The 24,154-nt window shown below is 52.9% G+C and carries 28 protein-coding genes; 12 read left to right on the plus strand and 16 right to left on the minus strand.

All coding sequences use genetic code 11. The features are described from left to right. Positions 1-8: 8 nt before the first annotated feature. The 9 genes from ACIOWL_RS02665 to ACIOWL_RS02705 form a co-directional block, all read right to left on the minus strand. Positions 9-407, minus strand: a complete 399-nt coding sequence (locus ACIOWL_RS02665) for a hypothetical protein (RefSeq protein WP_400381350.1) — start codon at positions 405-407, stop codon at positions 9-11. Between the two features lie 11 nt (positions 408-418). After that, positions 419-1,924, minus strand: a complete 1,506-nt coding sequence (locus ACIOWL_RS02670; protein ID WP_400381352.1) for a ParB/RepB/Spo0J family partition protein — start codon at positions 1,922-1,924, stop codon at positions 419-421. Between the two features lie 63 nt (positions 1,925-1,987). Continuing rightward, a complete protein-coding gene (locus ACIOWL_RS02675; protein WP_400381355.1) occupies positions 1,988-2,206 on the minus strand; it encodes a hypothetical protein in 219 nt (72 codons plus the stop codon). Continuing rightward, on the minus strand, positions 2,206-2,490 hold the full coding sequence (locus tag ACIOWL_RS02680) for a hypothetical protein (RefSeq protein ID WP_400381357.1): 285 nt from the start codon (positions 2,488-2,490) through the stop codon (positions 2,206-2,208). The genes ACIOWL_RS02675 and ACIOWL_RS02680 overlap by 1 nt, the downstream gene beginning before the upstream one ends. After that, complete coding sequence (locus ACIOWL_RS02685) at positions 2,490-2,678, minus strand: hypothetical protein (RefSeq protein WP_400381359.1); 189 nt, start codon at positions 2,676-2,678, stop codon at positions 2,490-2,492. The genes ACIOWL_RS02680 and ACIOWL_RS02685 overlap by 1 nt, the downstream gene beginning before the upstream one ends. Before the next feature lie 59 nt (positions 2,679-2,737). Then, on the minus strand, positions 2,738-4,039 hold the full coding sequence (locus ACIOWL_RS02690; protein WP_400381362.1) for a hypothetical protein: 1,302 nt from the start codon (positions 4,037-4,039) through the stop codon (positions 2,738-2,740). A gap of 12 nt (positions 4,040-4,051) precedes the next feature. Further along, positions 4,052-4,369, minus strand: a complete 318-nt coding sequence (locus tag ACIOWL_RS02695; RefSeq protein WP_400381363.1) for a hypothetical protein — start codon at positions 4,367-4,369, stop codon at positions 4,052-4,054. Beyond that, positions 4,366-4,551, minus strand: coding sequence for a hypothetical protein (locus ACIOWL_RS02700; protein WP_400381366.1), 186 nt, complete (start codon positions 4,549-4,551; stop codon positions 4,366-4,368). The genes ACIOWL_RS02695 and ACIOWL_RS02700 overlap by 4 nt, the downstream gene beginning before the upstream one ends. Next, positions 4,548-4,850: a hypothetical protein gene (locus ACIOWL_RS02705; protein WP_400381369.1), complete on the minus strand. Its 303-nt coding sequence runs from the start codon at positions 4,848-4,850 to the stop codon at positions 4,548-4,550. Before ACIOWL_RS02705 ends, ACIOWL_RS02700 begins: the two co-directional genes overlap by 4 nt. Before the next feature lie 298 nt (positions 4,851-5,148). Between ACIOWL_RS02705 and ACIOWL_RS02710 the strand changes: the two genes are divergently transcribed. The 11 genes from ACIOWL_RS02710 (at position 5,149) to ACIOWL_RS02760 (ending at position 16,497) form a co-directional block, all read left to right on the plus strand. Then, positions 5,149-5,790 (plus strand): hypothetical protein, encoded by a 642-nt coding sequence (locus tag ACIOWL_RS02710; RefSeq protein ID WP_400381370.1) that lies wholly within the window; start codon positions 5,149-5,151, stop codon positions 5,788-5,790. A 67-nt stretch (positions 5,791-5,857) separates the two neighbouring features. Further along, entirely contained in the window at positions 5,858-6,541 is a 684-nt protein-coding gene (locus ACIOWL_RS02715) for a HipA family kinase (RefSeq protein WP_400381373.1), read from the plus strand. Between the two features lie 56 nt (positions 6,542-6,597). After that, positions 6,598-7,359 carry a hypothetical protein gene (locus ACIOWL_RS02720; RefSeq protein WP_400381375.1) on the plus strand — a complete coding sequence of 254 codons (762 nt, stop codon included), beginning with the start codon at positions 6,598-6,600 and terminating at the stop codon, positions 7,357-7,359. Positions 7,360-7,500: 141 nt separating this feature from the next. Further along, positions 7,501-7,911 (plus strand): ImmA/IrrE family metallo-endopeptidase, encoded by a 411-nt coding sequence (locus ACIOWL_RS02725; RefSeq protein ID WP_400381377.1) that lies wholly within the window; start codon positions 7,501-7,503, stop codon positions 7,909-7,911. A gap of 91 nt (positions 7,912-8,002) precedes the next feature. Beyond that, entirely contained in the window at positions 8,003-9,427 is a 1,425-nt protein-coding gene (locus tag ACIOWL_RS02730; protein ID WP_400381379.1) for a recombinase family protein, read from the plus strand. Between the two features lie 85 nt (positions 9,428-9,512). Beyond that, entirely contained in the window at positions 9,513-11,183 is a 1,671-nt protein-coding gene (locus ACIOWL_RS02735) for a recombinase family protein (RefSeq protein ID WP_400381382.1), read from the plus strand. A 444-nt stretch (positions 11,184-11,627) separates the two neighbouring features. Then, the gene (locus tag ACIOWL_RS02740) at positions 11,628-12,845 is read left to right on the plus strand and encodes a hypothetical protein (RefSeq protein ID WP_400381384.1); all 1,218 of its coding nucleotides are present in this window, start codon (positions 11,628-11,630) and stop codon (positions 12,843-12,845) included. After that, positions 12,817-14,397 (plus strand): hypothetical protein, encoded by a 1,581-nt coding sequence (locus ACIOWL_RS02745; protein WP_400381385.1) that lies wholly within the window; start codon positions 12,817-12,819, stop codon positions 14,395-14,397. The genes ACIOWL_RS02740 and ACIOWL_RS02745 overlap by 29 nt, the downstream gene beginning before the upstream one ends. 442 nt (positions 14,398-14,839) lie before the next feature. Further along, the gene (locus ACIOWL_RS02750; RefSeq protein WP_400381387.1) at positions 14,840-15,313 is read left to right on the plus strand and encodes a hypothetical protein; all 474 of its coding nucleotides are present in this window, start codon (positions 14,840-14,842) and stop codon (positions 15,311-15,313) included. After that, a complete protein-coding gene (locus ACIOWL_RS02755; protein WP_400381390.1) occupies positions 15,310-15,564 on the plus strand; it encodes a hypothetical protein in 255 nt (84 codons plus the stop codon). The genes ACIOWL_RS02750 and ACIOWL_RS02755 overlap by 4 nt, the downstream gene beginning before the upstream one ends. Positions 15,565-15,840: 276 nt before the next feature. Next, on the plus strand, positions 15,841-16,497 hold the full coding sequence (locus tag ACIOWL_RS02760; protein ID WP_400381391.1) for a recombinase family protein: 657 nt from the start codon (positions 15,841-15,843) through the stop codon (positions 16,495-16,497). A 118-nt stretch (positions 16,498-16,615) separates the two neighbouring features. On the opposite strand, the gene ACIOWL_RS02765 is transcribed toward ACIOWL_RS02760, so the two are convergent. From ACIOWL_RS02765 to ACIOWL_RS02775, 3 genes are all read right to left on the minus strand, one after another. Continuing rightward, the gene (locus ACIOWL_RS02765; protein WP_400381393.1) at positions 16,616-17,149 is read right to left on the minus strand and encodes a restriction endonuclease subunit S; all 534 of its coding nucleotides are present in this window, start codon (positions 17,147-17,149) and stop codon (positions 16,616-16,618) included. Position 17,150: 1 nt separating this feature from the next. Continuing rightward, complete coding sequence (locus ACIOWL_RS02770) at positions 17,151-18,989, minus strand: class I SAM-dependent DNA methyltransferase (protein ID WP_400381395.1); 1,839 nt, start codon at positions 18,987-18,989, stop codon at positions 17,151-17,153. A 455-nt stretch (positions 18,990-19,444) separates the two neighbouring features. Continuing rightward, on the minus strand, positions 19,445-19,990 hold the full coding sequence (locus ACIOWL_RS02775; RefSeq protein WP_400381397.1) for a hypothetical protein: 546 nt from the start codon (positions 19,988-19,990) through the stop codon (positions 19,445-19,447). Positions 19,991-20,505: 515 nt separating this feature from the next. On the opposite strand from ACIOWL_RS02775, the gene ACIOWL_RS02780 reads away from it, so the two are divergent. Then, positions 20,506-20,643 carry an SHOCT domain-containing protein gene (locus ACIOWL_RS02780; RefSeq protein WP_400381398.1) on the plus strand — a complete coding sequence of 46 codons (138 nt, stop codon included), beginning with the start codon at positions 20,506-20,508 and terminating at the stop codon, positions 20,641-20,643. 82 nt (positions 20,644-20,725) lie between these two features. On the opposite strand, the gene ACIOWL_RS02785 is transcribed toward ACIOWL_RS02780, so the two are convergent. Genes ACIOWL_RS02785 through ACIOWL_RS02800 form a run of 4 tightly spaced genes read right to left on the minus strand, consistent with a single transcriptional unit; the run spans position 20,726 to position 23,927 of the window. Next, positions 20,726-20,857 carry a hypothetical protein gene (locus ACIOWL_RS02785; protein ID WP_400381400.1) on the minus strand — a complete coding sequence of 44 codons (132 nt, stop codon included), beginning with the start codon at positions 20,855-20,857 and terminating at the stop codon, positions 20,726-20,728. Between the two features lie 57 nt (positions 20,858-20,914). After that, entirely contained in the window at positions 20,915-21,856 is a 942-nt protein-coding gene (locus ACIOWL_RS02790; RefSeq protein WP_400381402.1) for a type II secretion system F family protein, read from the minus strand. Then, positions 21,853-22,704: a type II secretion system F family protein gene (locus ACIOWL_RS02795; protein WP_400381403.1), complete on the minus strand. Its 852-nt coding sequence runs from the start codon at positions 22,702-22,704 to the stop codon at positions 21,853-21,855. The genes ACIOWL_RS02790 and ACIOWL_RS02795 overlap by 4 nt, the downstream gene beginning before the upstream one ends. Further along, on the minus strand, positions 22,701-23,927 hold the full coding sequence (locus ACIOWL_RS02800) for a CpaF family protein (protein ID WP_400381405.1): 1,227 nt from the start codon (positions 23,925-23,927) through the stop codon (positions 22,701-22,703). The genes ACIOWL_RS02795 and ACIOWL_RS02800 overlap by 4 nt, the downstream gene beginning before the upstream one ends. Positions 23,928-24,154 lie beyond the last annotated feature (227 nt).

The following is a 24,154-nucleotide window of genomic DNA, read 5'->3' on the forward strand; positions in this document are numbered from 1 at the left end:
GCGCCTACTCACCATTGCGGTGCCCATCGCATACTCTTGCTGCCGAGCTGTCCCGTGGTGAAGAAGTCACTGATGCTCTTGAACTCCTCCACGGTGCGTTGCGCCCACCAGAACAGCTCGTCGCGGTGCGATGAAATTTTCGAAACCTGCGTGCCGTTGACCAGGACCGGCTTTCCCGGGATGAACCAGAGAGTCGCAACCCACAAGGTTTCACCCTCTGCCATACCTGGCACCGGCCTGATCGTGACTCGTGGGTAATCCGTCCAATACTTCCAACCTGGCTGGATCTGCTCGTACCCGCGGATGAGATTCACCATCCGGATGACTGGTGCCGTGCCGGCCGTCGAGGGGTGCGACGCTTGACACTTGCGCTTGGCGATCTGCTCAGTGGTCTCCTGGCTAGTCACTAACCACACCATTAGACAACCTCGATTCCGTCAATAGCTGGGGCGCACTCGTCGCAGATCCCGGTCCACCGAGTGTCTTTCACGACTTCCTGCCGGCAGTTCTTGCACGTCGCAGTATTCAGATGAACGTCGTTTTCCGCGTACTTCTTATCTTTTTCACCCAGGCGGATTGCCTCGGCTTCATCATCTGACGGGACGTAGCCGGCGTAGTCGATCAGCTGCTGGTACCACCGTGAGATTGGCGCCCAGCGAGCTTCCTTGTCGGGAGAATCGCGCAGATAGAAGTTATGCTTGGCCAGCTTCTTATCCACATCAGCGATCGGCGCATAGGCAAGAAGCAAGGACAGCTGAGGCAAAGTCATGCGCTGCAACGCGACACGCACCTTGGCCGCCCACTGGCCCCTGGCTTCCCGATGCTCTGACCAGTTGCTTTCAGCTGGGTCAAATTTCGGGTATGGGATATGCACGGCGTCACCAACTGCCATGGCCCCATCGTCGGCTGGACGGTTGACTCCCTGCTGAAAGATCAAGTCGATCAGCAGTCCACGTGCGTTGCGTTCCTCAAGCCCTTTTTTGTCCTGGATCTTCCGCATAACGAATTTTCGACGGGCTTCGGCAGCAATGTTCAGATGCGTATCCAGGTACCGCACACGCTCGCGGTGCTCTTTTTCTTCCTCTGACATTTGAGCCTTGCTTGTGCGGGTCTTGGCCCACCAATGCACCTCATCGGCAGCGCTCACATCGAATTGGTGACCGGCCGCAACATGCTCTTCAACGGACAGTACAAGCTCGGACTTGGTCCACTTCCCGCTGTATCGGTTTTGGGAATCGATCTCCACCGCACCGGCGGCGGTCAGATCAGAGCGCACCTTATTGCGAAGAGCGTTCGCTTTCTTCTGCTCAATCAGGCGGTCAATTTCCGTCTGGTCTTTGGAGTAGCGCGATCCTTCCAACGCTTCCAAGGTGGACTCAAAAAGTGATCCGTCGCCGGTCTCCTTTTCGAGCTCAAGCAGTGGCGCGGCCCCTAGAAGGTCGATGACTCCGGTCTCGTGGAGCTTCGCCACTCGGGCGTTGCTTGCAAGGCTTGCCCGTGGCTTCACCTCGGCCTTTTCGATGTGGAAGTTCTTAGAGATCCATGCTTCGCTCTTGCCCTCGGTGAGCATTCCCTGCAGCGCCTTGGACTGGCCCAGGGTATCCAGGGGCAGGTGATTGGTGCCGGTGGACATGGCTTCGGTGTAGAGGTCGAGCGTGGCGTTCTCCGGAGCGTCTACGATGACGCACTTCATTGATTCGAGCCCTGCTCGTAGAGCGGCCGCGTGGCGGCGGTGGCCACCTTGAATTTTGTAGTCTCCCGCCAGCGTAGGGTGCGGGTAAACGGTGATTGCGTCCATCTGGCCCAGCTGTTTCAATTCGTGCGCCAGCTGGTCAATGTCGCCCATTTCGGTTCTGGGATTGTTTGGATCTGGATGGATTGCCGTGGTCGGCACCATTCTCAGTTCACCTGGATTTTGAGACACGTAGCCCTCCAAAGGGTGTGTTTAATGCGTTTAGTACGTGCGGAGAATCCGCGAAAAATGAAGCTAGATCTGCGCTTCGGTATCGAGCGCTTTACGCTCGGAAGTCAACCAATCGACTACCTGGCCGAAAGCGATCAACCCGCTGATCATCGTGAGGAGCACACTAAGCCCGTTAGGCATGGGCGCGGTGAGGTAAACACCAATGACGGCAGCACTCATTAGCGGAAGCCACAAGATGAAGCTCCGGCGCTTGGCGTACAGGTAGATTTCAGCGGAGGTCACTACTGCCCCTCCAATGCGATCACCGAGAAGTGAGAGACGGTCACGCTGTCAATGTTGAGCCGCCCCAGCCCTTCACTCTGGTCTTTGTCTGCAAGCGAGCCAGCTTCGACTAAGACAACTTTCCCTCGGTAGGCAGGGTAAGCCCGGGCCCAAAGCTCAACGGCTTTGACAGCCTTGTGGATGCGGTCAGACTTCGGGTAGTCGCTGTGCTCGATGACCAGGCGCTGTGAAATCTTTGCCGAGCGGATCGGGCGCACAAGCACCTCTGACTTTTTCTTGACCATTACGCCGCCGCCTCCACATGCTCCGCAGCAAGCTCCGCACAGATGCGAGCAAACACAGCACCCGCTTCCGCCACGCAGCGATCCTTGACAGCCTGCGCGGCCGGCGAGAGAACTTCGACCTTATTCTGTAGGTTCGATACACTAGACATTGAAATCACGCCTTTCTTACCAGTTAGTTTTGATTTCATTGCCCTCAGCAGCTGCTACTGCTGGGGGCACCTTTCATTTCCGGGAAGTTCAACCCGGTTTAGCCCTTCTCGGTAGACTCAGAGGTTCCTACACCCGCGTCTCTCGACGCACCATCTACCGAGAAGGAAGTTTTATGGCTACGAAGCTCTTTTATGGCTCGATGCAAATCGTGCTCCGTCAAAACGAGGAATCCTTTTCCATCCGCAAGCAGATCGAGGACATCCTTAAATCTGGCGAACCCGAGTGGATCAATGTTCAGAGCACGACAGGCCACTACGAACTGCTCATAGCACCGGGCGTACCCATTGCTATTAAGAACGCCTAGCCCTTCAAACCGTGTGATAACTCTGGACACCGAGAAATCGTTGTCCCCTTCCCACCCCGGCACCTGACTGATGCTCCATGAAACCTGCGAGCTACCCACCGGGTATGGCTCCTCCTGAGACACAAGAGAGTCGCCAAGCCCGGTGTGCTGGTTTTCCGCGATCCGCTTGATAACTCGCTGATCCTTAGCGATTTCTCGAAGCGTCAAATCAATCCTGGACAGAAGTTCACCGTACCCACCATCACCCACCGGCGCATGAGAAATTTCGTATCCCGTGCATGGAACCTGCTTTGCCGCTTCGCCAGAAGGCTTCTTGGCTTCTTGTTGGTTTGCTGGCCAGATAATGTCACTGACGAAATCTGATTCAGCCACTGCTTCGGAGACCGCCTTGACATATTCCGCCTGTTCGGAGTAGGTCAGGCGGTCTTCCAACTCGGCCGGCAGGAGCGGCAGACCTGACTCTGCCTTTGCGAGCTCCCTCTGGAATTCTCGTGCCTGCCGAAACTTCTTATCGAGGTCCATAGGCATCAACTCGTTACCAGGACCGTTCTTCACCCTGCTGGTGAGTTTCGAAATATACGATTCAGAATTGAAACCGGAAGATGGTACTCGTTTCCCGTCGATCTCTTCCTCGATTACAAGTCGGTGAAAGCTCAGAACCGTTACGACATTCGCAGGTACTTTGATCCAGACGCCTCCGTGCCCGACCGGCGATCCGTTGCGAGCTGCAAGACCCCGATTCTCTTTCAGGAGCTTGGCGCTAAGCTCCACGCCACCTTCGCGCAGCCGTTCAAGGCATCCGCGGTGAACCAGAACCAGATTCTCAACAATCGGTGGGGTGCTGTCGTCAAGGGCGGCGATCGCTGGGCTGCGTCGTTCTCGTGGACCGGCGTCCACAACCACTTCGTTCCCACAAGAACGGCAATGCTCCTTGTCGCGCATGCAGATTTCATCGCGCAATTCGCGCTGGGCTTCTCGCATCAAAGTTTCCTTGACCCGCTGATCAACGAGCCTGTTCGGAATGTTCCAGTCCATGGCTTGCCTTTCTTACCAGTTAGTTCGAATTTCATTGCCCTCAGCAGCTGCTACCGCTGGGGGCTTTTCTTTGTCCTGCCCCAAGATGGAGTGAGCCCAATCGATGTAGCTCTTCCATGCTTCTTGGGCTTTGCTCCGGGCTTCCGCTTCGCGGCTTTTCGCTAGCTTGTAGGTATCCAGCGCACCTTCCGGGGGCTCCTGGTCCGCAATCACGAACTCCGCGATATCCATCGCCGCGAGGTGCGCAACTTCTAAAGCGTCTTCAGCCAGCCGACGAGACGCATCGCAGGCTTTCTCATGCCTCTGGCGTTCTTCCCAATACCCGCTCATGCCGTCAACTCCGCAATCTCGATCAACTCAATTTCTTCCAGCCCCAGGTACACCGGGTAGTGCCGGCCCAGGAGCTGCACCGCGATTGACGGACTACGCTTCGCCGGCTCGTCAGTAGTGATTCCGAGTTCGCCGGTCCGGATGAATCGAACGGCTTGGCCGCCACGAGTTGGAGCACTCATGCGACACGCAACTTTCCAGCCCGAGCCTTAGAACGACCCGACACCTCGCGAACAGTGTTGGTTTTCTTTTCGACAGCGACACTTGAAATCTCAGGCAAAAAATAAAGGTCCAGCTGAGCGTCCAAAGCTTCGCAAATCAACTCCGCGGTCCGCCCCTTATTTACCGACTTTGTGGCGCCGCGCAACAAGTTGTCAATGGTTCCAGGTGCCACTTCGGCATACTTCGCGAGACGCCGATTCGAGAAGCCCTTCACCTCCATGCGATCCGCGAGTATTGCCGGAGGGACGATCAGTTTCATTCTCATCTTTGCCGGCCACCTCCTTCTGTTCGTCCTTGCCGAGTTCTTTGCTTGGCGCATATCCATCTTGCCCTCCCTTAGGCACTTTTGGCAAGTACCGCTTTATGTTTATAAAGCGATATTAGGCACTCACAATGCGTTTGCGCAAGTCCTTTACCGGCAGAATCACGCAGAACGCGAAAAAACTTAAATAACTTCTTAGGCATCAAGCGACGTTATACGAGCTTTTAACCTTAGGCACTGCCTAAGATTGCTGGGTGGACATCTGCAATCAGCCCGACGAACGATAGGACTCGTGATGCAAGAGAAAACTCTCGGAGACCTAATCGAAAGCGCTCGTCATTCTGGCGGTGAGAAATCACTTTCTTACGCGGCGCTATCAAAGCTCTGCGGCGGAAAGCCAACAGCGGCACGCCTGCAGCAGTACGTCACCGATTCGTTGAAGAATTTTCCCGACCCTGAGTCGATTCGAAATCTCGCCAAAGGAACCGGAGTCTCAACGAGGGAAATCATCCTTGCATCTGCCCGCTCGCTCGGCTTGAACATCGAGTCGGACCCCATGGATCTAATCTTCATTGACGGTATATCAACGTTGCCGAAAACAGCAGCAGACTCCTTGAGGTCAATTGGTCGCGAGCTGGTCAACCTTTCTCGTAAGGCAGATCATGCAGAAGCAATGGAACCCAAAGATACGACACGCACTAAATTGCGATCGGTGGATTCTGACGGAAATCACCCTGGCTCGCAACAGAAGAGTGACCCCGCAGGTGGCCCAGTTCTCGGCCTTCTGCCCTGGGACGCCAACATCGACACTTCCAAAGCACCGCCAGTCGATCAAATTGCGGCCCATCCCAACTTCAAGAGCAAGCGCCAGAAGTGGGAAGAGAAATACGGGGAGCGCGGGGAAGAGAGCCAAGACTTGGGGGATCACGATGGTTAGGCCAAAGACTGGGTTGCGAGTCGAGCAGCTAGATACTCCTGAGGCTGAGGCTGAGTCATCAAACGACATGTGGCGCGGACTGGCTCATGTTTTCGTCAAGGCTCAACGAACTACTGGTTCGAGGCTCATTCTCCATGAATACCTTGCCGCGAGATTGGCCAATTACTTAGGCATCCCCGTTCCTTTTGGTGAGATTTCTTCTCTTCCAGGAAATCGAGAAGCTTGGGTTTCGGGGATTACTTCGCGGGATGGAAAGGTCCTTCCTCCATCCACATATGATGAGCTGATGAAGAGCGATCGCCATATTCTCACTGGGATTTTCGTTTTCGATCAATGGATCTTCAATGCTGATCGCCATGAAATGAACTTGGTGTGGAGTGAGGACATTGGCCTTTGGGCCATTGACCATGAGCTTGCATTCTGCGGCGATCGAGAGGGTGAGGAACGCTCGGAATGGTTCGGGGAATGTACCTTGCAACCCTTGGGTATGACACACTTACGGCGGCTTGGTCTAACTGAGGAAGACCTTGCCCCTTGGATCTCCATTATTCGAACGAATGGGAAGTCCTATGCTGAACGCGCCTTGAAGTCGGCGCATAAGCGGGGGCTGGTATCTCAGAGGGTTTCGCGTGAGTACATTTCTTTTCTGACCAGTCGCGCCAAGCTAATCGAGTCTTTCCTGAAAAGAGGGATCACAGGAAAGCCACCACGACGCGCCATACCCGCGCCGGACGATCCTCAGCTATTCTAAGTGTCCGTTGCGTAGGCTAGTCTTACTGCCGTTAACATCTTGAGAGGGGTGCCACGATGCCAGCCAACTTGTTCTTGATCCAGCATTTTCATGATCTGCGACTTCATGAAGGACGAAATATCGGTGTCGCCGTCCAGGAATCTGATGGCACGGTTCACCTGCGGCTAGGTGGGCAAGACGCCACCGGTGGGATTGATACTCGGTGGCTACGCAAGTTCAATCTCACTCGCAGCTATTATGGCCAATGGCGGAGTTTCTTGGAGCGTTCAGCGAGAACCCGGTCTTGGGATGAGGTTCTGCAATTTCAGGCCGGTAAACCGTCAAATATCATCGCTAGAAGCGTTGGGGTCAGCCTAAGAGAAACAGACGACTGGGCTAGATTCACGGACTCTTATTTCGTTGAGATGGTGGATTCATCCACGCAGGGTCGCGAATCATTTAACGATCGTGTTAGACGGTTCCTGGAAAGCACTGAACTCGGAATTCAAGAGCGCGTCACCTTGACTGGTCGGTGGGATGATGACGGCGAAGTCCAAGCTCTGGAGTTCCCTTTTGGCGTAGAGGCTCGCCAAGGACTAAAGGTTATTGCCCCGATTCCGTTGCGTCACAATCAGGTGTACGCTTTCAAGGCCTCTGTCGATGCTGTTCACCGGGTCAATAAGCAAGCCATGTTCGTGGCTATCACGAGTTTTAACGACTCGGAAGCGGAGACTAGACACGTGGAAGATATGTTGCGGCCATTGGAGGCCGGCTCCTTTCCGGTGAATATCGAGCAACCCGACGCCAAGGAAACACTTTTGGAAGCGTTAAGCTCTTAAGACGTTTCCACGCGCCTTACTGCCTCGACAAATGCATAAATATGACGGACCATAACCCGTCATCTTCTCTGCCGTAACCGACATATTTAAATCAGGGTTGTTAGATTTGCATAAGCATTAGCTCGAACATATATTCGAACTATGATTCATTCACTTTCTTCTTGGGGGGTCGTGCGCGAGCTGGCAACGTCTCTCATTGTTTGGAGTCGTCCGCACTCGACAGTTCCGGCCTTCACTGACGGCAAGGCCATTTATGTTGACCCCGATCTAGCCCAGGATGAAACCCTGTGCGCGTTGGTCCACGAGCTCATTCATCTCGAGCGTGGCCACAAGGGGTGTCAGCCGCCAACGGTTGAGCGAGACGTTCAACTTGAGGCGGCCCGACGGCTCATTTCATTTGAGGATCTGCAGCGCGTCGCGGGATGGTCCAAGTGCCCTGAAGAAATGGCTGACGAGCTCGGCGTCACGGAGGAATTCGTGATTCTGCGGATTCAGACTCTGAATGGCGACCAGGTGCAAACCCTTTGGCCCCCCTCCGAATTCATCGCATAGCGCGTTATCCACATCCAGATTTTCTTTTCCGCATGGGTATTCCTGTACCCGCAAACTGAATATATATCCGACACTCGCAGGAGTATCCACCATGAATACGAAACAATCTATGAAGGCAGTTCTTTATCTCAGGCAGTCGATTGCACGTGAAGAGTCCATCAGTATGGAGCTGCAAGAAGCCGCTGGGCGCCAATACTGCACCGCTATGGGTTACGACGTCGTTGCTGTCGAATCCGATGAAGGCATCAGTGGTCGCACATGGCTGAAGCGTCCCGCCGTACAGCGAGTCATGGACATGATCGAGCGTCAAGAAGCCGACGTGATCGTGCTGTGGAAATGGTCTCGTCTCTCACGAAATCGACTGGACTGGGCCATTGCAGTAGACAAAGTCGAAGCTGCGGGTGGGCGAATTGAATCTGCTACCGAGCAAGTGGATGTCAACACGTCCACGGGTCGCCTTGCACGCGGCATGCTCGCTGAGTTCGCTGCCTTCGAGTCAGAGCGAATCGGTGACGTATGGCGGGAAGCTCACCGACGGCGCGTCGAAAGCGGTCGGCCAGCTACAGGTAAACCACGGTTCGGTTACCAATACGACCGCGAGAATGGATTCACACCCGACCCTATAGAAGGACCAGTACTCCAAGAGTGCTACCGACTCTACCTGTCGGGTAAGTCCTTCTACGAGATTCAAGACTACCTAAATGCCGGCCCCACAGCTCCAGGCTCTGGCTACGACGGGCCCAAGCCCGGCCGATGGTCGACTCGAACATTGCGACGTGTGATGGACAACCCTTTCGCCAGCGGACGATTCACGAGCAATGGCGAGATCCACCAAGGCATCCACGAGCCACTGATTAGCGAAGAAGTATGGGAAGCCTACCAGGTCCGACGAAACAGCAGGCGCGTTCAACGGACATCAACAAAAAACAAATACCCCTATACGGGGCTGATCTTCTGCGGTATTTGCGGGCATGCGATGTACGCCGGTAGGTTCGGAAGCGACGGCACCCTCAAATATCGTTGTCACGGAACATCCTCTCTGAAATTACATACGGGCGGCTACGTTATGGCGAGCACCCTTGAGAAGGCACTTCTCCCCTGGCTCGACAAACTTGCAATCAATATCAACCAGGCGGCCGACAAAGCCGCCCCGATCCTACCTAAGCCGGTTGACGCTACACCACACCTACGGCGAGCGCTGATCAAGGTTGAAGCGCGGTTGGAGGCTCTGACGCTGAAGCTACTTGATGATGTGATTCCGCGGGAGGTGTATGAGCCGATGCGTGATCAGTTAATGGCGGAGAAAGCATCATTATCTGCCCAGTTGATGGCTGCGCGTGTGGTCATTCGTGAAGATCCGGTCAAAGTACCCGCTGACCTAATGACGCGCTGGCCTTCCATGTCAGCTACCGACAAGCGCGAGTTACTTGGGAAATTGGTTCGAAAGATTGTCGTGACTCCGGATCGTCCACGTTCTCATGTAGAGATTGTCCCGATGTGGGCAGATATCCCCTAGTCAGAGACTAGGAGCAATTTGGGTCAGTCACGAGAGTTATCATCACCCAAACAGGAATTTGGATTTACCACTGTATGCTGAAGCCATGGGGATTGAATTTGTTGCGTACTGCCGCATCTCGCAGGACAAGGCCGGGGCAGGCCTAGCAGTAGAGCGCCAAGAAGAAGACATCCGAGACTGGGCGACAGCGAACGGACATACTATTGCCGAGGTCATCACTGACAACGACATCAGCGCCTACTCCGGCAAACCACGCCCCGGATTTGAGAAACTGCTCCAACACTCCAATAAGAATGTTGTGGTGTGGCACCAAGACCGCCTATTGCGAGTCCTCACAGACCTGCAAAAGGTGATTGATGCAGAACTGACTGTGTATCAAGTGACTGCCGGTAAGTTGGATCTGCAAACCCCCACCGGCAAGATGCAGGCAAGAGTTACTGCAACCATGGCCACCTATGAAGTAGAACAGAAGACCGAACGGCAATTGGCCAAGAATCGCCAGCTAGCCAAACAGGGCACGTATCGCGGCAGTATCCGACCATTCGGAAACAACCGGGACGGCTCACAGGTGCCTGTTGAAGCTCAAGCCGTCAAAGATGCAGTGAAATCTATGCTTGCCACCGACGAAAGCCACATGACGTTCTACGGCATCTCCAAGCTGTGGAATGATGCAGGCCTTAAGACTCCGCAGACTGGCAAGCAAGGTGGGAAGAGCTGGACAGCAGGAACAGTTCGCCAGTACTTCACCCGGCCACGACTCTATGGCTACCAAGATTACAAGGGCACCCTTTACCCATTGGCCGACTGGGAACCTTTGCTTACCAAAGACGAATTCGATGCAGTGCAGGTCTATATACAGTCCAACAGCGCCAAGAATCGTGGAGGCGTACGAAGTCCCATACGGCACGACATCCATTTGCTCACGGGCATTCTCAAATGCACTGAGCCAGTCAAGGACAAAGCCACCAGGCAAACCTACACATGCAACCGGGGCATGAACGTTGCATATCGCGGCGGCAAGTACAACACCAAGGCCTACAAATGCCCGACCACTGGACACACTTCCATCGTTGCTAAAAGCAGTGAGTACTACATCAGCCAACACGCATTGCAGTTGCTCAGCCAAGATGCAGAGCTTCATAAGGCCAACAAACGCACCAAGGCAGACGGCATCAAGCTACGCAAAGAACGTGCCGAGCTAGTAACCAAGCAGGAGGAATGGTTAGCTGAAGCCATCGAAGCTAGCCTCTCCCCCAAGCTCATTGCACAACGCGAAGCCCAGCACACCACAGACCTTTCCAGAATTGACGCACAACTCGCCACACTCGACAAGGACATGATGCTGTCGATCTTCGTTACAGGCGGTTCTACGGCAACACCTACGGCGAGCGCTCGCCGGGATTGGCCGGTGACACCTGCTAAGCATGTTGTGGTTGCTGGTGCTGGGCAGGTGTTGAATCCGTTTACAGGTGAGATGGAAGATCGAACTGTGTTGCAGGAGGATGTAACCGACCAGAAGGCTAAGTCTTTCTCAGTTCCCGTGCCCGAGGAATTGACCGGTTGGAATGCGGCTGATGTTTCAGCACGTCGAAAGCTTCTTCAGGCGTTGTTCTCTAATATCGCGGTGAGCCGTAGACCACAAGGTAGCAGGGCTGATGTCTCCGAGTTCATCAGTTTTGAGTACACAGAACTGGGCGAACGGCTGTATCGGGCGTGGTTCGAGAGTAATAATCTCACCCCGTTCATGGATGACTAGAGGGAATTCTAGACCCCTCACGCAGGAATTGTCAATACTTATTTGCAAAGTACTTCAAAAGTGTGATATAATACTCCTATAAGGTTTTCAACCCTATCTACCCACTTGATTCTTGCTCTAGGGTGATCCGCTGTTTTGAGACGGCAGCAGATCACCCTTTGCCTATTAAAACGTCAAGTCTGGTGAACGTCTCTTTTTCTTTTATCTTCTTACACACTTTTAGGGTGCGCCCTAACAGCGTGTACCCAAAACTAAGGATTATAATGTCAAACCAAAATTTCAACTCTCGTGCCAACCTTCGTGGTAAGCATGACCGTTCAGAACTCAATCGCGTGAGACTACGCATCTTCCACGCCAAGAACAGGCAGGACACCCTACGCCTTGAGACTGCCGAAAATGACCGGCTTCTAGTAGACCTGCTCCAGCAGGAGAAGGCGCTAGCACATGGTCAGATTCAGTGATTACGCAGGCGAACAGGTACACAAGCACAGTGACTTAGAGAAATTCATCCGGGCATGGTTCAAGCCTGATGATGAAATAGTGCTCGGAGCATTCAGAGCACCAAACAGCACACTGGCTGATGGTAAGCCCCGAGAGTGGATTGCCTTCTCAGTTGCAGACCTCCTAGCCAACTCCGGCGACATCTACGAAGTCAACAGCACCGGCCGGCGGGATATGTACTTCCGCTTCACTCCCGCCAAGAGTTCCAAGCTCGTTACGCCGACGTCTCCCGGCAAAGACAACACCGGCAATCCCCGTGGACTATGGGCAGACTTGGACATCGGCAAAGAAAACGCCTTCGACTCCCAGCAACAAATCCTTGATTGGCTAGCCACTCTTCCAGTCCAGCCAACAGCCATTGTTCGCAACGGTGTTTCCGGCGGCATCCACGCCTACTGGCGAATCTTAGATGCAGACCTCCACAGGCTCACCAACGACAGCGGCCACATGCAAATGTGGTGGGCATACCTTCAGGAACAGGCACCGCTCAACCAGCACGGCGAGCGCATAACCATTGATCGGCTCACAGACATTGGCACCCGGCTTGCCCGACTACCCGGCATGACCTACTGGCCAAAAACAGCTGATGCTAAAAACGGTTCTGTTTCATTGGCTGGTGGCACTTTCGAGCAGGTGCCTCTAGATGCTATCGAAACCATTGCAGGGCAGGCCTTCAGCTCTTACAAGACTGCCTGTGAAGAATCCCGTTCTAGCGCTCGCCGGGTGTCCAAGAGCATCGACCGTGCGTTTACCAGTCCTTTACAACGGTTGTTGTTGGAGGAACGCATTAACTCGATGGACTGGGGCGAAATCCTTCGTCCGCTGGGCTGGAAGTCTAGGGATACCTCCTCTGGTACCCGAGAATGGACTCGCCCCGGCTCCACGCAAAAAAGCGCTACGACAGACTATGAGCGCCCGGAAGATGGGCAAATCTCCGTGGTCATGTCGTTGTATTCCTCTTCGGAGGACACCGGCCTACTGGACTTGAAGCAGTCAGGCCAACCACTCACCAAGTTTCGTGTTCTGTTGCGTCTCTACTTTAACGATGACATCACGAAGCTACTTCAAGAATTCAAAAACAAATCAAGTACCTCACTAGGAGGTTTTATGTTAGATAGGAACTTTAAACAGAATGAAAGCTACGAACCAAGAACTACTTAGCCAGCTCATCGACCTTTCAGGCCTCGATGTCACGACCGACCGCCTAGGCAAACTGTCGTATGAGGACTTCAAGAAGGCCGCACCGTGGAGCGAAGACTCACTGGCCACTTTGGTTGCTGAGCTGTTGAAGCCGTATGTTTCCTACGACAAGCCAGACAAGCAGTGGTACGTCTGGAACGGGCAGGTGCACAGTCCAATCGAAGATGATGCTTCAATCGTGGTGACCAAGGGTTACGCCCTCGAACTGCTGGAAGGTATCCGCGAAGATTTTTACGAGCACCACAAATTGCCGAAGTTAGGCGAGGATCCGACCGAAGACGAACAGGCCGCACTCAAGGCAGTAAAAAGTCAGAATGCGACTACTCTTAGGCCTATTCAGAAACTCATTGCACGATTGAACGGTAACGCCGGTCAGAAGTCCCTCGCTGAGATGTTGTCTAGGGCACTGCCGTTGTATCGTGAAGCGCAGAAGGCCAATGATGCCCAGTACATCACCTTCGCCAATGGTGTTATTGATACCCTGGCGTTTGTTGCAGGTGAACCGATTCCCGAGATGGTGCCGCATGACTCCGGCAGGCGCATGTATCGCTCTTGCCCGTTTGACTTCGACCCCAAGGCAACTGCCCCGCAGTTCAAGGAGTTCATTCATAAGTCTGTGGCGACGGAAGATGAAGGAACCTACCTGCTCAAAGCACTTGGAACAGCAATATTCCATGGTTTCGGCACCCGCTCCAAGACGATCATCTCGTTGCAGGGTGTAACTAATTCTGGCAAATCAATGATTGTTGACCTGCTGAAGTACCTTTTCCCCCAGCATGTCGTGGCTGTAAGTGGTGACGCAGTTTTCAAGTACGGGGATTCCAACATGAAGAATCAGGACAGGGCAGTTCTTGCAGATGCTCGCATCGGCTTCGCCCTCGAAGTGACCGAATCGTTGGATGAACGATTTATCCTAAACTACTCTGGCGGCGACGAGTACAACGTCAAAGAGCTGTACAAGAACCCAATTATGGTTAAGCCGCAGGGAATGTTGATCATGGTATCCAACGATGGACTATTGCTGGACAAGACCAAATCCCAGTTGAACCGCCGAATTGGAATCGTTGAGATGCCACATGAGTTTTCTAAGCACGATCCGGTATACACGGAAGACCCTCTACTGTTGGAAAAGCTCAAGGGCGAAGCCAGCGGCATCATCAACATTCTCGCCCACGGATATCAGCTAGCCCTCGAACAAGGCATCGACCGTTCAGAAGGTATGGAAGCCAAGCTCCGGGCTGAGACCGATGATGAGGATACCCTCAAGGCTTACATTGATGAATCGGGCGAAGTGCTTTCGAACGACCACGGCATTAACTCTAAATATGTTGGCATCTCCAATCTTCGAACCGCGTACAACAAGTGGTGTGCTGTGAATGGTGAGAAGTCAGCAACCCTCAATCGAAAGATGTTCAGAATTCGAATTGAGCGTCTGGGATACACCGTCATTGATAAGACTTCTGGCGGCGGCACGGTTCGAGTTTCTGGCCTGATGTTCAGTTTCACTTCATAAATTTTTCGGAACGTGTCACGCCAATTTCGTATGAGTTTATGACTTTAGCTGACTGAATCCAGCAATTCTCCTGTGGTGTGCCGGGGTAGCAACCTATCCTGTTGCACGTCGAATGCTCCGGCACACCTTAAAACCCCTGTTTTCTTGCCTCAAAGTCCTAAAGTCATACGGAAGTCATACAAAAGTCATACGCCTACTTCCCTTTGTTTACGCGGGTTTCAGCCTGTCTGTATGACTTTATGACTTTTTACATGAAACTTCTAAAAATAAATAGTAGTAGCAGGAATCTGAACACGGACATGAAAATAAAAAACTTTTGTTTTTTTGGGTCATAAAGTCATAAAGTCATACGCCACTCGAAACGGCGCTCCCCACGGCAAATCACTTCACATTTTCAGAGCCGGACTCCCGGCAATCTTCACATTTAATAGAAAGGTTCAACATGAACGACACGACACAAACCCCGGCAAACTTCACGTCACTGGAAGTCAAGGATTGGAACTGGCGAGTTGCCGGAGAACTACACCGACACCCACGCTCAGAAGAACTGTTCGAGAACTTGCACAAGTACTTTCCAGAACTGATTGATGCTATCGAATATGCACCCGTAGACCTGAAGGAGAAGCTGGGCAATTATCCTGAAGAATCCGCCTACAGAGTCTTGGACATCCTCAACTTTCGGTACTTTCACCATCACGGCTATTGGGTCGGCAATTTTCAATCAGGTTCTTGCATGCCTCCATTAACTTATGTATTCCCCAACGATCAGATGTACAACATCTTTTGCTATTACTTCGAGCTATGTAGGGCGAACAGCCCATTAACTTTTCAGGTCTACAAGGACTGGGCAACCAAGGGATTCTTAGATTCAGATTCACTGCTCACCTTCACGTCCATTGGGCGGTGGGAACGATGATCGAAGCAATCGCCTACTACGTTGCAAAGCAGGCAGGCACAACAGAGTTCAGCATCTTGGATAGCCAGACAGACTACTTGCTACGAATTAAATCTAAGAACTCAGAAGCCTTGAAGATGCTAGAGAAGACCTTCACCAAATCAGGCTACGAGACAGGCTGTATTGGCTTTGTACTGATTGTTTGGCTTCAACCTAACGACGTGCTCAAGTCAGCGGCAATGACCGCTTACAACGAAGCACAGGGCGTTTAGTTTTCCGCGTGGGGAGAAAATCTCAATCGCCGTGGCAGAGAACACAACGGGCGGGAAGGGGGTATCCCCCTACCCCCTTCCTCTAATCCACGCCCAGCCAATTGGGAGAAATATCCCCGATGCATTTTCCGCATTAAATCTAGGCGCGGTCAGCCTGTTCGAAACTTTGGCCGTAGCCCCGTTTAGACCTCGGCAACCTGCTCACTGGCCACGTGAAATTTTTGCGTAAACATACCACCTCGTACACCAAACGGTCATTTGGTGTAAATTGGAGACATGAAAAAGCAGACAGCAATCGTCTATGCCAGAGTCTCCACTGAGGAGCAGGCAAAAAATGGTGCATCTCTCGATGCTCAAGTGAACGTCCTCACTCAGGTTGCCGAGGAACGCGGCTGGAATGTTCGAATCATTCGAGAACAGGCTTCCGGTAAGTCCATGACACCCCGAGCACGCCCACTGTTGAACGTGGCATTGAAGGAACTGTCAAATGGCGAAGCTCAATATCTGTTAGCTGTCCGCATTGATCGCATCTCCAGGAACGTCGAAGAGTTCGCCCGATTGATGACCATCTCACGCAAACAGGGGTGGGCAATGGTTCTATCAGAGATGGATCTAGACACCACGACATCACAAGGCGAGTTCATGGCCAACGTTCAAATCTCCGTAGCCCAGTACGAACGCCGACTAATTGGTGACCGTACCAAAGCAGGCCTTGCCCAACGCAAAGCCGAGGGAGTACAGCTAGGACGGCGGGCTTCTTTGCCTGTGGACATCGTAAAACGCATCAAGCAGGAACGCGCCACAGGCTCCACCCTCTCAGCAATCGCCCAAGGTCTAACAGATGACAACGTACCCACAGCACAGGGCGGCAAACGTTGGTACCCCAGCACCATAAAGAAGGTGCTGGAGTCCGACATTTGGTCAAAGATCTGAATCCAGTTCGTAACAATATTCCCAGCTAACTCAGCTCAAGTCGCCCGAAAAGATCTCAAACTGAAAGAATCCACTTTCCCAATCTGACTAAAGCGCACAATACGATAGTTGAATTTCTCTAAGTAAGAATTTGATAGCGTTCTTCCGGAACTTCTTCTATCAACTCAACATGGCGCACTTGAGACATGGCATCTACGACAGCCTTTCTGTCAAGTTTCGAATCAATTGTCAGTGGAAGGATAAGCTGAATTTTATTGAGACGGGTTTTAGTCAAACTCAAATTGTATGTATAAGAAGATACAGCTTTACGTATACTTGCAATCAGATATAAAGCAATTTGTGGAGTTAACTCTCCGATACGATCCTTGTTCGGTATGAGTAACCAGATGTTCTGACCGCTCAAAAAGGAATGGTGTTGATAGAACGTTGATCCGGTGCTTCCGTCCAATGCAAGCGTTATTACTCCACCAGAATTCACCTTCTCCGCAACAGTCTCACAATATGCAGTTACACCGTTATTGCGCGCGGTTCGAGATACAAAAGGTAGTGAGTCGACATCGTTAATGTCCGCATCGGTGAAATTGATCTTGTCGTCCTGTAGCGACGACTTAATTTCGAAAAAATCAATTAATGGAACTCGTTGCATTTTCATCTCACAAATATTGGTTTGAAAACAGATAGGCAATATATTCGTTGACTGATTTTTGTAAATCCGCAGTCGTTATTTCATAATCTTCCTCATTAAAGAGCGTGTAAACCCATTGATCTTCATAAGAAAGGTCGACATGGAAAGAAAAATCACCGTCACGCCTGCTGCGATAGGCATCAATAAACTCTTGGTATGCCAACTCGCTGCCACCAGTAGGAGTTCTAGTCTTTTGATGTTTTACTAGGTTAAAAGCATCGTCAAATTTCGCCATCCATGTCTTGCCGGAATGCTTCACTCCGGTTTCGAAGACCAAAACTATCGTTTCCGTACCTTTAGGGAAAAAGAGATTTTTAGGCATCTCTATTGATGCAACGAGTTTGTTCTTACTTAGAATTCGTTCCTTATAAAAGTCATTGTCAGCATGTTTTTTGGTTCGTGAAGAAACCGCGTTCACAGGAACAATGGCGATGCCGATGGAATTTGGCAAAAGCGAATCGAGCATAAGCTCAACGAACGAGATCTCCGAATACGTTGCATTTGAATACGGAGGATTGATGAATCCAACATTGCAATCGTACTTTCGCATCTCAGCAGCAATTGAGAAACAGTCAGTGTTTGTCAAATGCGATTGGCCATCTTTATTCAGGAACATGTTCAACGCAACAATTGAGTATACAGATTTCTCAAGTTCTACGCCGAAAAGATTGTTCTCCTTGAAGTTTTTCTTTTCTTTAAGAGAATAGTCTTCCGATAAGGCAATGCGACGCCACGCTGCCGTAAGGAAACCGCCCGTGCCAACACACGGATCAAGTATTTTAGAGTTCAGGTCGATTTCAGCAATGTCGGTGAACAGCCTTGTTATATGTCCAGGGGTGAGGACAATCCCTAAATCAGACCCGCCTTTTGTTGAATACGAAAGAAAAACGTTGAAGAACAATGAAATTAAATCGAGTTCACTGTCTTGGTAGTGTTCATAGAGAATTCTATCAACGTCTGAAATGAGCTTGTGAACAGTTCCCTTAGGGTATTTATCGCGGATTGCTTGTTTCTCATCACTCGCAAGTGACAAAATCCTCGGGCGCATCTCATCAATGAGAATGGATTTGTCCGGCACAACAGATCCCTTAATTCGACGCTCAAGGGTATTCCAAAGAACATCTGCAATATCCCGATTTCTATTATATTGAGAATATGCGGTCTTAAATACAGGGTCTTCCAATGCAAAAAGGATTGCGCCGACTACATAAAGACGATTATGTTCAATTATATTCATTTCATGATGCATAAATGAGTTAATCTCATTTGCAGAAGACAACAAACGACCCTGACTAAGAGCCTCGCTCAGTTTAGACGGCGATGCGGTCAAGTTACGGTACCCGTCAACAGTTAACATCTCATGCACGTTGAGGTTCGTGAAGGTATCCACACCTTGCTTCCAGCCGAAGGTATCAATTCGCCTAGTTAGCTGATCTATACCTGAGCAGGCAACGGCTAGAACATTGAAGTTCTCCTTCAGAAAACTTGCATACCAAAGCGCTCCGTTTACTGCGTATTCGTCGACTCTCTCGGTTAAGTCATTTTCGAAAATATGCTTCTTCGTCGAGGCTTTGTTTTCAACTACAACGACTAGGTTATGAACTTCGTCAAAAATGATAAATTCGGGGCGTCCAACATGGCCACTTTTTCGCTTCGATGCCACGGCCAGTGAGTCAGAGATAAGCTTAACATCTGATTTCTCAGCCCACACTCGCACTTTTGGATCAACTGGATTAAACGAAGCGTCAATGAAGCCCTTACTGATGAGCTCATTGAACACCCACATGTCTGTGGTCTTTTCAATCAAGTTGTCTCCTTAATGTCATAACTGGCCAGCATCTTCATTCACTAGCAACTCTTGCCAGATGGGGGCACTGTTTACAATTGCCCAGATCCGGCGAGCACAGCTTACACTTTACATGCGACGACCTGATGCTGAGACATCATAGCTGGATGAAGCATCTTGGACAATGATCACAATCTCAGGCTGCCCAGTCTCCGCTGTACCGCACCTCCCTGTCCGCACACCTCTGTTGGAGCGCCCGCACTCCGTTTGGGAAGCTTCGGCACCTTTCTCCAGCTCAAGGTCGTGCGTGAAGACCAGTCGAGAAGTTCAATGCAATTTCTACGCTTACTAGGCAGACTTTATATGCTGAAAAGTCAGGCAGGAGGCCTCAAGAGTTCGACTAACGGCCTCAAAGCCACCGGCGGAACAACGCTCACGGAAAAGGTTTAAAGGCCGTCAGAGGGGCGTTTAAGGCCTTAGTGTTTCCAGCCGACGTTGGCATTCTCAGGAATATTGAACTTGGCTTCGGTGACGAGCTTAGAAGCGTACTCCTTCATCTGTTCTAGAGCCGCAGACTGGTCAACGTCGCCGGTCATCGTCATGCGGAAGCCGGTGTTCTCAGCATTGAACATGCAGTCATAAGCGCCACTGTCTAAGACTTGGCAATTCTCGGAGCTGTGAGGGGTTGGCCAAATCTGAGTGAACAGCATTCCATCAACGGTGTCATGTACCGGCGAGACATTGGAGCAATTCTGGTCACGGCGTGGAAGGGTCTCAGGATTCTTCGCGTAGAGGAAGACACCCTCATATTGAGTGACCCCGGCCTTCTCGGTGGCCTTCTCGTAGCCTAGGTTTCCGGTACAGAACCCGGTCTTGGCTACATCTTCGGAAGTGATGAATTTATATGAACCTAACTGTGCAGGAACATCGGAGTTCATGTCCGAGCCGGTCTTAGCTAGACCAGAACAACCGGTAAGCAACAGCCCACCAAGAAGAGCAACTGACAAGGCCTTACGTTTCATCGGGAAACCTTTCTACGAGTGTTCGGTGAAGTTTATCCGAAAACGCCGACAAGAACGCCTTAGACCCTAGCTTCGCCAAGAACGGGCCTGACTAGTACATCAAGCCAAAACAGAGTTCTTAACCGGATGATTTTCGTATATATTGATTCAAAACCCACTCTTGACCAGTGGGAATCACTCGCAGAGAAAGAGGCGGCACCATGTCCACGCCGGATAAGCCGAATATGTACAGCGAAGAACTCGCAAACCGTCGCGCAGGTATCAAGCCTACGAGAACGGCTCCTGAGACCAAACCCGCCAAGGGTGGTTGTCTGTGGATAGGACTCCTAGTAGCAGGAATCCTTTTCGGTGCTCTAGGAATCTTCAGCGGCTCCTTCTCCGATAACCGAGCCGATGGGCCGAACTTCACAGCAGGAACGAGCGCTTCGGTTGGGCCATGGATATTCGTAGTTCTGGCTGTGCTCCTCATAATCAGTGCCGTCATCATCCGCAGTTCCCAGAACAAGACTGTAGTAATGGCTACTCCGACTCCAGCACCTGTAGCGCCGAGCACAACCAAGAAGCTCGAAGAGTTGGAAGGTATGCGCAAGAGTGGACTAATCACCGATGCCGAGTTTGACGCGAAGCGCAAAGAACTTTTGGATCGCATGTAGCTAGAAGTGGCCGGGGTTGAGCAATACTCCCCAGGCTTCTTCGTATCTCTACACACGTACAGAATTTTCTACATCGGTAAGTTCAGATCATGACCCAACCGGGCACATCTCCGCGTTGGTCGCGGGCCCGGGCGGCAGTTTTGTCCCAGAGGTGCCGGCCTGCATCAACAACGAGCAGGCTGACGTTGAACATCATGATGTGGAGCCGTGACATGGCGGGCCCCTCCTTTTGTTTAGATGGTGCGGTGAGAAGGCAATAGCTTGATCGTCGTCAATAACTCATCTCCAATAGCGCTAGTCCGGGGAAGATCGCGAAAACGATGGTCAAGGGAAGCACCCCGAAAATGATGGGTACCAGCATGGAAATCTCGCGTTTGCCGGCGATTTCCATCAGCTCTCGCTTCGACGCGTCGCGCACGTCTTGCGCTTGATCGCGCAGCACCTGGCCCAACGGTGTGCCACGTTCGGTGGCCACCACTATCGCGTCCACGAACCTGGTCATCGCGCCGATCTGGACCCGGTCGGACATGTTGGACATGGCCTGCACCATGCTGGTGCCGGAGTGGATATCGTTGAGGGTGTGGGTGAATTCTGCACCGATCTCTCCGTGGCAGATGCGGGAAATACGCTCAACGGCTCCGGTTGTTGATTCACCGGCGCCAATCGTCAGCGCGAGCACCTCCGCGACGGTGGGAAACTGTGTCAGGATCCGGTGAGCCCGGCGTTTGACCTGTTCCCCAAGCCACCAGCCACGCAGGAAGTAGCCCATCACCGCGCAACCCAAAACCACGGTGACCGCCATTGGCAGCGCCACCGACTGGCGCAAGGCCAACGCCGCCATTAACGCCGAGCCGATGACCAGGCCGGTAAAGGCGCACAGCAGTTCTTGCGAACGGTAGTCCACCAGGCTCAGGTGCAAACCCGCAGCCTGCAGGCGTTTACGCACGGTGGTTGACGAAGGACTATGCACATTGGCTAGTTTTTTCGCCTGTTCCAACAGCGGTTGGAGCAGTTGCCAGAGCGCCGGAGCCTGAGCATCTTGGTGCCAGGAATCCTGCAGCATCCGCGAACTACGCACACCGACCCTGATGTGCGGGGCGACCCGATCGGTGAAGGACATGGGGCGCCATGCCGGAACACGCAAGATCATCAGCCACAGCCCGGCACCTATGCCCAATCCGCACAATGCGGCCCACGCCGAGTAGCTGTTCATGAGAGCACCCGCTCTTCGATCGGCAGTGCGCCAAGCCGGAGCATCACCCGGTAACAGAGGAATGACACGACCAGCCCGGCCAGCAGCACAAACACCCCGGCCGGTGTCATGTAGGCGTCTTTCGCCGCCGGTTGGGTTCCCAACACCAATAGGAGGATCCAGGGGGCGGCGACGGCAAGCCGGGCGGCGGAAACAATCCACGATTGACGAGCGGCCAGTTCGCCGCGGGTGCGCACGTCATCGCGCAAAAACGCGGCCAGGGTTGACAGGGTCGCACCCAGATCGGTACCCCCAACCTCCCGCGTGATGCGCAGGGTGGCGAAGATCTTGTCTGCCACCGGGTCCGCCAGACGTTCACCGAGCTGGTCCAGTGCCGTGCTGAAATTCGCCGTGGCCCGGTAGTCCAGGGCGAAATCACGAAATACCGGCCGCAGTGTCTCTGGCCCGATGTGGGCCAGCTGGCTCAGCGATTCAGGCAACGACATCCCGGCGCGGATTGCGCTGCGCAGGTGGTCAACCACTTCCGGCCACTGCTCGTGCAACGCGCTTTGGCGTTTTGCCGCCTGATGCCGAAGGTAAACCCAGGGCCCCAATACCCCAAAAATGCTGAAAACACTGGCGAACAACCACGATGCGGTGAGCCCCAGGGTGACCAGCGCGAACACCACGCCGCTGGCGAAACAAATCAACACGAATTTGGCCGGGCTGACACTGGTGACCCCTGCGCGCAGCAGGGCCTGCGCGATTTTCGAATGCCTGTTGCGCGAGTGTTTCCAGGGTGCGAACAATAACCAGTCGGCCAAGACCGCGATCCCCAATCCGCCCAGTAGCCCGAGGAAGATACTCATGATTCCTGCCCAAGCCGTTCGGCGACGTTCAATCCGGCCAGGTCGAATTTTTCATGCGACCAGTCCGCGCCGGATGCCGGAAGTAATTCACCAGACCGGCGTTCGAATAGCGTGGAAGTTTCGATCGCACCGCCCTCCACCCTGTTGCGAACCGCGAGGATCTCGTTCACAAAACGGTTTCCCGACGCGTCGCGTACACAGTGCACGACCAGGTCCAGGCAGCCCGCAACGGTTTTGATGGTGAAGTCAGAGGTGATGTTGGGACCGGCCAACAACGGCAGGGTGCAGATTTTAGTGATTGCGTCTCGGGCGGAATTTGCGTGCAGCGTGCACAGCCCCGCGATGCCGGAGTTCAGGGCGATCAACATGTCCAGGGATTCGGCTTCGCGGACCTCGCCGACGATGATCCGATCCGGGCGCATGCGCAAGGCCTCCTTGACCAGCCGCCGCATGGTGATTTCTCCGGTACCTTCCAGATTCGCCAGCCTGGTCTGCATCGCCACCACGTCGCGCAACGCCAAGTTCAGTTCGAAGATCTCCTCGATCGTGATGACGCGTTCACGTGAGCCGATGGAAGATGACAGCGCATTTAGCATGGTGGTTTTGCCGGCCTGGGTCGGACCGGTCACGATGACGTTCAGCCCGGCTGAAATCGCCCACCCTAGATACAGCGCAGCCTTGGGGCTCAGCGACTTGAGCTCCACCAGATCCTCAAGCCGTGAAGCCCGGGCGATGAACTTGCGGATGTTCACCGCCCAGTGTTCGTGGGTGATGTCCGGGATCACCACATGCAACCGGGACCCATCGGGCAGTTGGCAGTCGACAAACGGTTGCGATAGATCCAGCCGGCGTCCCGAAGATTTAAGCATCCGCTCGACCAGCGAGGCCACCTCGTCCGAGTCCAAGCGGATATGGGTCAGCTCGCTTTGGCCACCCCGAGCGCAAAACACCTGATGCGGGGAGTTCAACCAAATCTCTTCCACACTGGGGTCATCAAGCAGCTGTTGCAGCGCGCCAAAGCCGGCAACATTGTCGTACACCGTGCGTCGGGCAAGTTCCAACGGGCCCAATGCCGGAACCGCACCCAGGAGCGCGCGTTCGTCATAGTCGCGCACCACGTCCTCGATCAACGACTTCATCAACGCGGGTTGCTTGGCTGGGTCCAGGCCGCGACGGCGGACCAATTCTCGCACTTCATCTTCCACGATGGACAGGGCATCCACGTCAAGATCCTTTGGGCCTATTGGGGGTTCGGCGTTCCCGGTAAGGTTCGGGGTCCATCGGCGAGCGCAGGGCCGGTGCAACGGTGAGCCTCGGGCAGCTTCCGAGGACTATTTACGGCTATGACTGTGGAGCCTAGCCGTGAGTTCAAAGGCTTTCAAGATGTTGTGCAAAATTGTGGATAAAACGTTGCGGGTTGTCCCCAGCTCGGAGCGTTCAGATCCATGAA

It is taken from the genome of Glutamicibacter sp. NPDC087344 (assembly GCF_044744225.1).
Classification (GTDB): domain Bacteria; phylum Actinomycetota; class Actinomycetes; order Actinomycetales; family Micrococcaceae; genus Glutamicibacter.